This window comes from Blastomonas sp. CCH1-A6 (assembly GCF_001556365.1).
Lineage (GTDB): Bacteria > Pseudomonadota > Alphaproteobacteria > Sphingomonadales > Sphingomonadaceae > Blastomonas > Blastomonas ursincola.
In genome coordinates, this window is sequence record NZ_LSIS01000371.1 from 1 (window position 1) to 11,749 (window position 11,749).

Here is an 11,749-nt window from a genome sequence, read left to right on the forward strand (position 1 = left end):
GGCCGAGGCAGCCGAAGCGGCGCGCGAAAAGGCACTGACCGAAAAGGCCGAGCGCCGCGACTTGGAAGAGCGCGCCCTGCGCGATGCGGAGCATGCGGTGATCAGCGCACGCGAGAACCATATCGCCTTTGCCGCGCTGATGCTGGTGCTCGCCGGGCTCGCCGGCGGCGCCACCTGGGTGCTGCACGATCGTGGCGAGCTGGAGCGGCGCAAGGTCGCCGCCGGGGCCACGGGCGCGCTCGCGCTGACGGCAGTTCTGATCTTCGTGCTGCGCCCCGGCTTCAACCAGGCCGAGGATATTGCCCTCGCGATGGTGAAGAAGGAGCTGGGGGGCAAGGACGAGCTCGCCGCCAGTCGCGACGGAACCTATATGTGCCGTATCGTGCCCGAGCGCAGCAAGATCACCACATCCAGCCCCGACCCGGTCGAAATCGCCTGGACCGCAAGCGGCTGCGTCAACAATCGCACGCAATACGGGCAGGATGTCGACGGCTGGACCCGGGTGTTCGTGCGCAATGAGGACCAGCTGGTCGCGATCAACCAATTCAACCCCGACACGCGCGAATTCCGCACCGAGAATTTCCAGCTTGGCCTCGACGCGATGAACAATGCGCGCAACATCCGCGCGCGCTATGCCGACAAGACCTGCACCGCGGAGCCCGATCGCATGGCCGAACTGGAGGACATGCAGAAGGCGCTGCGCCAGGCGCTGCCGGCGCAGCCCAACGAGGTGCTGACCTATAGCTGCACGCTCAAGCCCGCCGCCAAGCCCAAGGAATGAGCTTGCGGCGGGTCACTCGCCTTCGCGCTTGAGCAGTTCGGTCTTGATGCCCAGGCCATAGGCATAGCCCCCCAGCGTGCCATCGGTGCGCAGCGCGCGGTGGCAGGGGATCAGCACCGCGACCGGGTTCGCCCCGCAGGCCGATCCCACGGCGCGCACCGCTGCCGGCTTGCCGATACTGGCCGCGATCTGCGCATAGCTGCGCGTCTCGCCGGGCGGAATGTCGGACAGCGCCTTCCAGACGGCTTCCTGGAACGCGGTACCGCGTACGTCGACCGGTATGTCGGCGCCGGTGCGCGGACTTTCGACCTCGGCGACGATCGCGGAGACGAACTGCGCCGCTTCCTCTCCCGCGGGCTTCAATTCGGCGGCAGGAAACCGCTTGGCCAGCGCCTCTGCCTCTTCCTCAAACGACAGGCGACACACGCCCTTGTCGGTCCAGGCGACCAGCATGCGGCCAAGCGAAGTAGCCGCCTGGGTCCAGTGAATCCGCACGCCCTGCCCGCCATTCTTCCAGACGCTCGGCTCCATCCCCATCCGTCCCTTCATCGACTCGTAAAAGCGCGACGGCGCGCTGAACCCTGCTTCGTAGATTGCATCGACCACGCGCTCGCTGTCGCTCAGCGCCTCGCGCGCCCGCTCGGTGCGCAGCGCCCGGGCATAGGCGCTCGGCGAAAGGCCGGTATGCCGGGTGAACACCCGCTGGAAATGCGCGGGCGAATAACCGCATTCCGCCGCCAGTGACGCCAAGGCCAGCGGCTCCTCGCTCGCGCGGATCGCCCGGATCGCGGCGAGCACCGCCGTCTCGTCACGCGCGACATCATCGGGCAGGCAGCGCTTGCACGCGCGCAGGCCAGCGGCCCTGGCGGCAGCGCCATCGGCGAAGAAACGGACATTGGCGCGCGCAGGATGCCGCGCAGCGCATGATGGACGGCAATAGATGCCGGTGCTCAGAACGCCGGTGACGAAGCGCCCGTCATGGCTGCGGTCGCGGCGCAGAACGGCAGCCCAGGCCGCATCCTCGTCCAGATCGATCAGCCCGCTCATGCCCGGTCCACCCTTGCGACAAAGCAGCCATGTGCCGCGTTGTGGGCGTGGATATAGGCGATCTCCGGATCGCCGAACAGATCGCGGATGCCCGCATCGGCCTCGCCGGGGGGCACGAGCCTAGCATCGCGAAGCATTCCCGCTGCATCGAACCCGCGCAGCCCCAATGACCGACCCTGCATCACCGGCGGAAGAGCCTCACGATACTCTGCCGCAATGTCGGCCTGACTGACATAGATGGCAAAGGCGCTGCGATAGGGCGTCGCGACATCATGGCTGACATGGTGGAGCAGGATCAGCTGCTCGCCCACCGGCGCATCGCGGAGCGTTACCCGGCAGGGATAACCGGGTTGCTGGCTTGCGGTGACGCGCACGGCCCGGTGCGAGGCTAGCTCGGCATCGGATAGCGCGAACAGCGGCAGGAAGTCGGCTGGCGGCAGGCCAGCTATGCGGTAGGTCATCGAACATCTCCAAATGCAAGGGATGCCCGCGTTTCTATCGATTGCGGATTTTCGGCGCGTCCCGCTTCATGCGGTCAAAGCAACGATCAGGCAGCGCGGACCGCCTGAGCCAACTGGCGCATCTGTTCGCGCAGCTCCTGCGATTGGCGCGCGACCGCTTCGGCTGTCTGGCTCAGCGCCTCTGCCGAAATATTGGCATTAGCCGACTTGTCCGTCAGCTCGGCAATCTGATCCATCACCTCATCCCCACTGGTCATCAGCGAGCGGAGCGCATCGAGAATATCCCGGCTGGCGTCATGCTGCTCGCTCACGGCCTCGTCGATCCGATCCGCATTGTGCCGGATCATGTCGACATGCCCGTCCACCGAATTGACCGCATCCGACACTTGCTGGGTCATCGCCGAAACGCTGCCGAGGCGTTGTTCCACCAGCGCTGCTGCCGCCTGGGTCTGGCTGGCGAGATTCTTCACCTCCTGCGCCACGACGGCAAAACCCCGACCGGCCTCGCCGGCACGCGCCGCCTCGATCGTCGCATTGAGCGCCAGCAGGTTCGTCTGCTTGGCGATATGCGTGATCATGGCCAGGATGCCCGAAATTTCGCCAGCGACCTCGTGCAGATGGTCTGCCGTCTCGCGGCTCATGCGGCTCGCATGGTGCGCATCGTAGATGTTGCGCGAACTGTCGGCGACCAGTTCGCGCACGCCCCCACCCGTCTGCTGCAGCCGGCGTCCATGGCGATCGATCACCTTCATCGATTCGGCCGCCCGGTTCGCCCGGTCGGCAAAGTTCTGGCTGAAGGTCTGATGCTGCGCGGCGTTGCGCTGCATGTCCTGCGCGCCTTCGCGCATGCCGTTCGCCGCCTTGGCGAGCTGTTCGGACAATTCGGACAGCTTGGCCTCGTAGCTCGCGAACAGCGCATCGATCGTCACCGCGCGGCGATGGCGTTCCTCCTGCCACTGAAGCTGTTCGCGCTGGAGCTTGAGCTCGGCCAGCCGTCGTTCCTGCTCGGCCTTGAGCGCCCGCTCGGCCTTTCCGTGCGAACGATGAATGGCGCGGGCGATGGCGCCGATCTCATCGCGTCGGCGCAGGCCGAGATTATGCGCGCTCACGCTGTCGCGCTTCTCGGGCAGCGCATATTGGGCAAGCGCCACCAGGGGCACCAGCAGATCGCGCGTGGCATAGCCGATGCACCAGCGCACGAACAATCCGGCGCCCAGCATCAGCAGCGAACAGAAAATCAGCGCGGCAATCTGGATGATGTTCAGCCACACCAGGGTGGTCCGCGCGAGGCCTCGCATTTCGGCTACTGCAGCCTGGCTTTGGGCCAATAGCGGATCGACCTGTCGGTGCAGCGCTATCGGTGGATCGACACGCCTGCCCTGACGGTTGAAAGCCACGATCTGCCTGCGCAACTCTGCGATCGCGCCGTCAGCCGGTGCCTTGGCGCGGCGCAGCTGGACCATCCTTTTCGGAAACTCGTGACCGAAGGCGCCCTCCTCTATCCGCTTCCAGTCACGGGTGATGCGACGTTCGCGTGCGTCCAGCTCGGTCAGGGCAGCTTGACCGGTTATCAGGCCCCAGCGCACCTTGGTCGCCAGTCGCATCGTCTCGCGATAGCCATCGCCGAGGGATTGCATCTGCATCGTCGGCTGGATGCGCGCTGTTACCAGATGGCGCGTCGTATACTGGGTAACGCCAACCACACCGATCGCCACAAAGGCCAGCAGCGCGAGCATGGCGAGCATGGCCGTCAGGCTGAAGCGAACCTTGGCTTCCACGCCCATGCTCGCAAAGCCCTTGGACAGATCAGACCGCAAATCTTGAATTTTCCGCATCGGCAAGGCGATTCCATGGTTGGCCAAAGACAAAATGCCATGCTGACCTCATGCCCGCCCGATGCGAAAATTTGGTAAACGCCGCCTTCACGCTAAAGCAAAAAATCCCCATTTTTTGCGGGGGAAGACCGGCTGGACCCGATGTTTGCCGGGCGTCTTGCAATGCAGCAATATGAGTGCTAACCGCCGCGCCGACAGGTGAGGGAGGCCAGCGTCTCCCGCCAAGCGCCTGACGCAATATCATAACGGCAAGGGAAAGCATTCGCGTGGACATTTCCGGCGGGATACAGGCCAGTCTGGCAGGGCGTTACGCCTCGGCGCTCTTTTCGCTCGCGCGCGACGAAAAGCAGCTTGCCGAAGTCGAAACCAGCGTCGCAACCCTGCGCGCTGCGCTGAACGAGTCGGAAGATTTCGCTGCGCTGACCAAGAGCCAGACGATCAGCCGCGCCGCTGCCGAGAAGATCGTCGCGTCGCTGGCCGAAACGCTCAAGCTCGACAAGATGACCGGCAACCTGCTCGGCGTTTTGGCGACCAACCGTCGCCTGGGTCAGCTTTCGTCCATCCTCGCTGCCTTCGACCAGCTGGTTGCCGCGCATCGCGGAGAAGTCACCGCCGAAGTCACATCGGCCTTCCCGCTTTCGGAAGCGCAGCTCGACGAAATCCGCAAGCAGCTGAAGGACCGCGCCGGTCGCAGCATCAAGATCACCGCGAAGGTCGATCCGTCCATCCTGGGCGGCCTGATTGTCCGCATGGGCAGCCAGATGATCGATTCCAGCATCAAGACCCGTCTCAACACGCTCAGCCAAGCGATGAAAGGCTAACATTCTCATGGACATTCGTGCCGCAGAAATCTCCAAGGTTATCAAGGATCAGATCGCCAATTTTGGCACGGATGCGCAAGTGTCCGAAGTGGGCAGCGTGCTGAGCGTCGGCGACGGCATCGCGCGCATCCACGGCCTCGACAACGTTCAGGCCGGTGAAATGGTCGAGTTCTCGAACGGCGTGCAGGGCATGGCGCTCAACCTCGAAGCCGACAATGTCGGCGTCGTGATCTTCGGCTCGGACGCCGAGATCAAGGAAGGCGATGTCGTCAAGCGCACCGGCACCATCGTCGACGTGCCCGTCGGCAAGGGCCTGCTCGGCCGCGTGGTCGATGGTCTGGGTAACCCGATCGACGGCAAGGGCCCGATCGTCGCCGACAAGCGCATGCGCGTCGAAACCAAGGCGCCGGGCATCATCCCGCGTACTTCGGTGCACGAACCCGTGCAGACCGGCCTCAAGGCGATCGACGCGCTGGTGCCCGTCGGCCGTGGCCAGCGCGAGCTGATCATCGGTGACCGTCAGACCGGCAAGACCGCCGTCGCGATCGACACCTTCATCAACCAGAAGGGCGCCAATGCCGGCGACGATGAAGGCAAGAAGCTTTACTGCATCTATGTCGCCATCGGCCAGAAGCGCTCGACCGTCGCGCAGATCGTGCGTCAGCTCGAAGAATCGGGCGCGATGGAATATACCATCGTCGTCGCCGCGACCGCTTCGGAGCCGGCTCCGCTTCAGTTCCTTGCGCCGTACACCGGCTGCACCATGGGCGAATATTTCCGCGACAACGGCATGCACGCGCTGATCGTCTATGACGATCTGTCGAAGCAGGCCGTCGCCTATCGTCAGATGTCGCTGCTGCTGCGTCGTCCTCCGGGCCGCGAAGCCTATCCCGGCGACGTGTTCTATCTCCACTCGCGCCTGCTCGAGCGCGCCGCGAAGATGAACTCGGCCAACGGTTCGGGCTCGCTGACTGCGCTGCCGATCATCGAAACCCAGGCGGGCGACGTGTCGGCCTATATTCCGACCAACGTGATCTCGATCACCGACGGCCAGATCTTCCTCGAAACCAACCTGTTCTACCAGGGCATCCGTCCGGCCATTAACGTCGGTCTGTCGGTGTCGCGCGTGGGATCGGCGGCACAGACCAAGGCGATGAAGAAGGTGTCGGGCTCGATCAAGCTCGAGCTGGCCCAGTATCGCGAAATGGCGGCGTTCGCGCAGTTCGGTTCGGACCTCGACGCTTCGACGCAGAAGCTGCTCAACCGCGGCCAGCGCCTGACCGAGCTGCTCAAGCAGCCGCAGTTCAGCCCGCTGCCCTTCGAAGAGCAGACCGCCTCGATCTTTGCCGGCACCAACGGCTATCTCGATGCGCTGCCGGTCAACAGGGTCAACGAATATGAAGCCGCGATGCTGAGCTTCCTGCGCACCGACCATGCCGACCTGCTCGCCACGATCCGCGAAACCAAGGATCTGGGCGACGATGCCAAGGCTGGCCTCAAGGCTGCGCTGGACGCGTTCGCGAAGACGTTTGCGTAAACTGCTGGCCCCTTGCGCAAGCAGGGGGCCATCGCCCGCCGCTGGTGCGGGATGATGAGCAGGAATTGGCCCCTCGCATGAGCGGGGGTACCGAACAGGGTTTGAAGTTAGGACACCATGGCCAGTCTGAAAGAACTCAAGGGCCGGATCGCCTCGGTCAAGTCGACCCAGAAGATCACCAAGGCCAAGCAGATGGTGGCATCCGCCAAGCTGCGCAAGGCGCAGGCAGCGGCAGAAGCTGCGCGCCCGTACTCGGAGCGGCTTGAGCGTGTGATGGCCTCGCTGGCGTCGAAGATCTCGATCAGCGATTCGAGCCCGAAGCTGCTGGCCGGAACCGGCAAGGATCAGGTCCATCTGTTGATCGTGACCTCGTCGGATCGCGGTCTGTGCGGCGCGTTCAACTCGAACATCGTCAAGGCAGCCAAGCTGAAGGCGCGCGAGCTGGAAGCGGCCGGCAAGACCGTGCTGTTCTATCTCGTCGGCCGCAAGGGCCGCGGCATGATCATCCGCGACTATCCCAAGCAGATCGTGCGCTATTTCGACACCACCAACCTGAAGAACCAGGGCTTTGCCGAAGCCCAGGCGATCTCGGCCGAGCTGATCGCGATGTACGAAAAGGGCGAGTTCGACGTCGCGCACCTGTTCTACAGCAAGTTCCGTTCGGCGCTGCTGCAGGAGCCGGTCGGTCGTCAGATCATCCCCGTCGCCATTCCGGCGGGCAGCGCGGTCGCCAGTGAGGCTGCGGTCGAGTACGAGCCCGATGAGGAGGAAATCCTCGCCGAGCTGCTGCCGCGCAACGTCACGACGCAGATCTTCGGCGCGCTGCTTGAGAACGCCGCGTCCGAACAGGGTGCCTCGATGACCGCGATGGACAACGCCACCCGCAACGCGGGCGATCTGATCAACCGGCTCACCATCGAATATAACCGCAGCCGCCAGGCCGCGATCACCACCGAACTCGTTGAAATCATCTCGGGCGCCGAAGCCCTCTAACCGTCCGAAAGCAGGAAACAGCTCATGGCAACCACCAACAATATCGGCAAGATCAGCCAGGTCATCGGCGCGGTCGTCGACGTGACCTTTGACGGCGAAATCCCCGCCATTCTGAACGCGCTGGAAACCGAGAACAACGGCCAGCGTCTGGTGCTCGAAGTCGCCCAGCACCTGGGTGAGAACACCGTGCGCTGCATCGCCATGGACGGCACCGACGGCCTGGTCCGCGGCCAGAACGTCACCGATACCGGCGCGCAGATCCGCATGCCCGTGGGCCCCGAAACGCTCGGCCGCATCATGAACGTCGTCGGCGAGCCGATCGACGAGCGCGGCCCGATCAACGCCAAGGCCTCGGCGCCGATCCATGCCAAGGCTCCCGAATTCGTCGACCAGTCGACCGAATCGGAAATCCTGGTCACCGGCATCAAGGTCATCGACCTGCTCGCGCCTTATGCCAAGGGCGGCAAGATCGGCCTGTTCGGCGGCGCCGGCGTGGGCAAGACCGTGCTCATCCAGGAACTGATCAACAACATCGCCAAGGGGCATGGTGGCACCTCGGTGTTCGCCGGCGTGGGTGAGCGTACCCGCGAGGGCAACGACCTGTATCACGAATTCCTCGACGCGGGCGTTATCGCCAAGGACGCCGAAGGCAACGCGATCAGCGAAGGTTCAAAGGTGGCCCTGGTGTACGGCCAGATGAACGAGCCCCCGGGTGCCCGCGCCCGCGTCGCGCTCTCGGGTCTGACGATCGCCGAATATTTCCGCGACCAGGAAGGCCAGGACGTGCTGTTCTTCGTCGACAACATCTTCCGCTTCACCCAAGCGGGTTCGGAAGTGTCGGCGCTGCTCGGCCGTATTCCTTCGGCCGTGGGATATCAGCCGACCCTGTCGACCGACATGGGCGCGCTGCAGGAGCGCATCACCTCGACCAACAAGGGTTCGATCACCTCGGTGCAGGCGATCTACGTGCCCGCGGATGACTTGACCGACCCGGCGCCCGCCACCTCGTTCGCGCACCTTGACGCGACGACCGTGCTCAACCGCGCGATTTCGGAACTCGGCATCTATCCGGCGGTGGACCCGCTCGATTCGACCAGCCGCGTTCTCGAACCCCGCGTCGTCGGCGTCGAGCATTACGAAACCGCGCGTGCGGTCCAGTCGACGCTGCAGAAGTACAAGTCGCTGCAGGACATCATCGCCATTCTGGGCATGGACGAGCTCTCGGAAGAGGACAAGCTCACCGTTGCCCGTGCGCGCAAGATCCAGAAGTTCCTGTCGCAGCCCTTCCACGTGGCCGAAGTGTTCACCGGCATCCCCGGCAAGTTCGTGTCGCTGGAAGACACCGTGAAGAGCTTCAAGGCGGTGGTCGACGGCGAATACGACCATCTGCCCGAAGCAGCCTTCTATATGGTCGGCGGCATCGACGAGGCCATCGAAAAGGCCAAGACGCTGGCGGAAGCGGCGTAATCGAGTACTGCTCTCTCCCCCGAGGGGGAGAGATACGGAGGCTTGGTCGCGCAGCGGCCTAGCCGAAGTTGAGAGGGGCTGGCGCACATTCCCTCTCCCAACCCTCTCCCCTCTAGAGGAGAGGGCTTAAAGGAAGCTGAAATGGCACTGCATTTTGAACTCGTCACCCCCGAAAAGCTGGTCCGCTCCGAAGCGGTCCACATGGTCGTCGTGCCCGGCGCTGAGGGCGAGTTCGGCGTGCTGGAAGGTCATGCGCCGCTGATGTCGACCGTCCGCGACGGCCTGGTGTCGATCTACAAGAGCGAAGGCGCGCAGCCGGAAACCATCGCGATCGAAGGCGGCTTTGCCGAGGTCAACGAAAAGGGTCTAACGATCCTGGCCGAACGCGTCTCGGGCTGATTTCAAGCGTTCAAATCTAAAGTTTTACCGTCACCCCCGCGAAGGCGGGGGTCCCGCTTCGCACGCGACGTTGACGAAAAAGCGGGACTCCCGCTTTCGCGGGAATGACGAAGTCCTTGCCCGTCGCTACTTGATCCGCCTGTACCGCCAAGCTTGCGGTTTGCTGCCATCGCGCATGCTCGCCTCGGCCATCAGCATGTCGCCTTCCATCCAGTATCGGATGCGCTGCGGATATTCGTGGTTGGAATTGACGAACACGATCTCCGCCGGACCGCCCTTGACCGCGCGGAAGGCCGCAGCCGGGTTGCCGAACGGCGCGCCGTAGAACATCAAATCGCCATTCTCGTTGCGCGCGATGCGCATGAATTCATAGGTGGTGACCTCGTCGCCGCGGCCGCCGCGACCGGTGCCGAGCATCGTCTCGGCGCGGCAGCCGGTCCAGTTCTCCTCGGTCCAGCGTCCGTCCGCCTCTTCCGAAACCCAGCGGCCCTCGATCCAGCAGGGCAGCGGCGGCGGAGCAGGCAGGCTTGCCATCTGCATTGCCAGCCCGATGATCCAGCCCGTCAGCGCCATGATCGCCCTTCCCTATCTGCGTCCGTCGCGCAGCAGATAGATGCCGCTGGCGATGATCACCCCGGTACCGGCCAGTGCGACGAGATCGGGATAGTCGCGATAGAAGACCACGCCGATCGCGATGGCAACGATGATCTGCACATAGACCATGGGCGCCACGGTTGCCGCCGAACTGCGCGCGGTGGCGAGATAAACGAACATGTGGCTGAAGCTGGCCGACACGGCCACGGTGGCGCAGACGATCACGACATACCAGCTTGGCCAGCCGATGTGCAGCGAAGGCATGCCCGACAGGTGGCCCAGCGCAGCATAGAGGATCAGCAGCGGCGCGGCGACGGCGGCGACCAGGAACTGCATGAGCAGCACGCTGCCCGATCCTGCGGCTCGCGCGTTGCTCATCATCAGCCCGCTCATCCCGAACGCAGCGGCAAGCGGCAGCAGCGCCGCAGGGCCCAGATCGGCAAAGCTGGGCCTCAGCACGATCATCACGCCGACAAAGGCGATCAGCGTCGCCACCCACCTACCCGGGCTCAGGCGTTCCTTGTACAGGATCGAGGAGATCACTGCTGTAAGCAACGGCGCCATGAACTGGATCGAAGTGGCAGTGGCGAGCGGCATCAGGAAGATGCTGGAGAAGAAGGTTACCGTCGCCCCGGCAAGAAAGAAGCCCCGCGCCAGTTGCACCTTGGGTCGCGGAAAACGGAAACCTTGCGGCCCCTCCCGGATCAGCAGCACCAGCCCCAGGCCTATCGCCCCCAGCGTGAAGCGCAGGGCGGCCACCGCCATCCCCGGCCATTGACCGGCGGTCGACTTGATCAGACCGTCCCCGCAGGACAGCAGCGCAAAGCCGAGCAGCGCAAACAGCATTCCTGCGCCGCGATGGCGGCCTGCGCCGTCGCTCTCCCCGGCGTTCGTCGTATTTTCGGCCAAGTCGTCGCGCCTGCTGGTCAGTTGTTAACTTTTGCCCGGCTTAATGCCCGATATTGGCACGGATGCAAGCACCAACGGGGCAGGTGCGGCGCGGCAAGGGCCTAGCAGAACCTGCTGTTAGGACATTGTCAAAGTTTCCGGGCTATTCACCATGAGATATCAGGCGGCTTCCGGCTGCCACCGACACAATCCGGGAAAATCGGTCACCATGAGCGCTTTTGGCAGAAAGAATGGGATTGGACAGATGGGGCCCGGCGCACGGCCGAGCTTTGGCGTCGCCCGCCCGATGAAGGGTGGCGCGGCCACCCCGCCGCCCGAAGCGCGGCTGGGCCTGTCGCTCGATATGGGCGGCGACCAGTTCCCCGATCTCGATTCCGTCGATCTGCCCGGTCTCGACATGATCGACATGACGCCGGAGAGTGCGGCGCTGAACGACGCTATGACGCGCCTTTCGGATCGCGCCAACTCGATCGCGGATACTGGCCCCAAGGTCGAAGGGTTCGAGGCATCGGTCCACAAGATCAAGGAACAGGTGCTGCCGCGCCTGCTCGAGCGAGTCGATCCGGAAGCTGCTGCCACGCTCACCAAGGACGAGCTGGCCGAGGAATTCCGTCCGATCATCCTCGAGGTTCTTGCCGAGCTCAAGCTCACCCTCAACCGGCGCGAGCAGTTCGCGCTGGAAAAGGTGCTGATCGACGAATTGCTCGGCTTCGGCCCGCTCGAGGAACTGCTCAACGATCCCGAGATCACCGATATCATGGTCAACGGCCCTGAGCAGACCTATATCGAAAAGAAGGGCAAGCTGCAGATCGCGCCGATCCAGTTCCGCGACGAGGAGCATCTGCTGCAGATCGCCCAGCGGATCGTCAACCAGGTCGGCCGCCGCATCGACCAGACGACGCCGC

The 11,749-nt window shown here is 64.1% G+C and carries 10 protein-coding genes and 2 pseudogenes; 7 read left to right on the forward strand and 5 right to left on the reverse strand.

Annotated features, from left to right (window positions below; all coding sequences use genetic code 11):
* Positions 1 to 781: pseudogene (locus AX735_RS26050) on the forward strand (hypothetical protein); the annotation flags it as partial.
* 12 nt (positions 782 to 793) lie between these two features.
* On the opposite strand, the gene ada reads toward AX735_RS26050, so the two are convergent.
* The 3 genes from ada to AX735_RS17475 all read right to left on the reverse strand — a co-directional run bounded on the left by ada (position 794) and on the right by AX735_RS17475 (position 4,124).
* Complete coding sequence (ada, locus tag AX735_RS17465) at positions 794 to 1,828, reverse strand: bifunctional DNA-binding transcriptional regulator/O6-methylguanine-DNA methyltransferase Ada (protein WP_066282745.1); 1,035 nt, start codon at positions 1,826 to 1,828, stop codon at positions 794 to 796.
* The gene (locus tag AX735_RS17470) at positions 1,825 to 2,289 is read right to left on the reverse strand and encodes a DUF1203 domain-containing protein (protein ID WP_066282748.1); all 465 of its coding nucleotides are present in this window, start codon (positions 2,287 to 2,289) and stop codon (positions 1,825 to 1,827) included. Before AX735_RS17470 ends, ada begins: the two co-directional genes overlap by 4 nt.
* Positions 2,290 to 2,375: 86 nt before the next feature.
* Positions 2,376 to 4,124: a methyl-accepting chemotaxis protein gene (locus AX735_RS17475; protein WP_066282751.1), complete on the reverse strand. Its 1,749-nt coding sequence runs from the start codon at positions 4,122 to 4,124 to the stop codon at positions 2,376 to 2,378.
* A 266-nt stretch (positions 4,125 to 4,390) separates the two neighbouring features.
* Between AX735_RS17475 and AX735_RS17480 the strand changes: the two genes are divergently transcribed.
* From AX735_RS17480 to AX735_RS17500, 5 genes are all read left to right on the forward strand, one after another.
* The gene (locus tag AX735_RS17480; RefSeq protein ID WP_066282753.1) at positions 4,391 to 4,945 is read left to right on the forward strand and encodes a F0F1 ATP synthase subunit delta; all 555 of its coding nucleotides are present in this window, start codon (positions 4,391 to 4,393) and stop codon (positions 4,943 to 4,945) included.
* 7 nt (positions 4,946 to 4,952) lie between these two features.
* On the forward strand, positions 4,953 to 6,482 hold the full coding sequence (atpA, locus tag AX735_RS17485; RefSeq protein WP_066282755.1) for a F0F1 ATP synthase subunit alpha: 1,530 nt from the start codon (positions 4,953 to 4,955) through the stop codon (positions 6,480 to 6,482).
* A 117-nt stretch (positions 6,483 to 6,599) separates the two neighbouring features.
* The gene (locus AX735_RS17490) at positions 6,600 to 7,475 is read left to right on the forward strand and encodes a F0F1 ATP synthase subunit gamma (protein ID WP_066282759.1); all 876 of its coding nucleotides are present in this window, start codon (positions 6,600 to 6,602) and stop codon (positions 7,473 to 7,475) included.
* A gap of 24 nt (positions 7,476 to 7,499) precedes the next feature.
* Complete coding sequence (atpD, locus tag AX735_RS17495; protein ID WP_066282761.1) at positions 7,500 to 8,942, forward strand: F0F1 ATP synthase subunit beta; 1,443 nt, start codon at positions 7,500 to 7,502, stop codon at positions 8,940 to 8,942.
* Positions 8,943 to 9,083: 141 nt separating this feature from the next.
* The gene (locus AX735_RS17500) at positions 9,084 to 9,341 is read left to right on the forward strand and encodes an ATP synthase F1 subunit epsilon (RefSeq protein ID WP_023838318.1); all 258 of its coding nucleotides are present in this window, start codon (positions 9,084 to 9,086) and stop codon (positions 9,339 to 9,341) included.
* 126 nt (positions 9,342 to 9,467) lie between these two features.
* Here the strand turns inward: AX735_RS17500 and AX735_RS17505 are convergent, their stop codons facing one another.
* Together AX735_RS17505 and AX735_RS17510 are read right to left on the reverse strand one after the other, a co-directional pair.
* Positions 9,468 to 9,914, reverse strand: a complete 447-nt coding sequence (locus tag AX735_RS17505) for a DUF6265 family protein (RefSeq protein WP_082751178.1) — start codon at positions 9,912 to 9,914, stop codon at positions 9,468 to 9,470.
* Between the two features lie 12 nt (positions 9,915 to 9,926).
* Entirely contained in the window at positions 9,927 to 10,844 is a 918-nt protein-coding gene (locus tag AX735_RS17510; protein ID WP_231750162.1) for a DMT family transporter, read from the reverse strand.
* 208 nt (positions 10,845 to 11,052) lie between these two features.
* Between AX735_RS17510 and AX735_RS17515 the strand changes: the two are divergent.
* Positions 11,053 to 11,749, forward strand: a pseudogene (locus tag AX735_RS17515) (Flp pilus assembly complex ATPase component TadA); the annotation flags it as partial.

Excerpts from the sequence above, each read along its gene's own strand:
- ada (WP_066282745.1), bottom strand. The coding sequence starts at position 1,828 with ATGAGCGGGCTGATCGATCTGGACGAGGATGCGGCCTGGGCTGCCGTT.
- AX735_RS17470 (WP_066282748.1), bottom strand. The coding sequence starts at position 2,289 with ATGACCTACCGCATAGCTGGCCTGCCGCCAGCCGACTTCCTGCCGCTG.
- AX735_RS17475 (WP_066282751.1), bottom strand. The coding sequence starts at position 4,124 with ATGCGGAAAATTCAAGATTTGCGGTCTGATCTGTCCAAGGGCTTTGCG.
- atpA (WP_066282755.1), top strand. The coding sequence starts at position 4,953 with ATGGACATTCGTGCCGCAGAAATCTCCAAGGTTATCAAGGATCAGATC.
- AX735_RS17490 (WP_066282759.1), top strand. The coding sequence starts at position 6,600 with ATGGCCAGTCTGAAAGAACTCAAGGGCCGGATCGCCTCGGTCAAGTCG.
- atpD (WP_066282761.1), top strand. The coding sequence starts at position 7,500 with ATGGCAACCACCAACAATATCGGCAAGATCAGCCAGGTCATCGGCGCG.
- AX735_RS17500 (WP_023838318.1), top strand. The coding sequence starts at position 9,084 with ATGGCACTGCATTTTGAACTCGTCACCCCCGAAAAGCTGGTCCGCTCC.
- AX735_RS17505 (WP_082751178.1), bottom strand. The coding sequence starts at position 9,914 with ATGGCGCTGACGGGCTGGATCATCGGGCTGGCAATGCAGATGGCAAGC.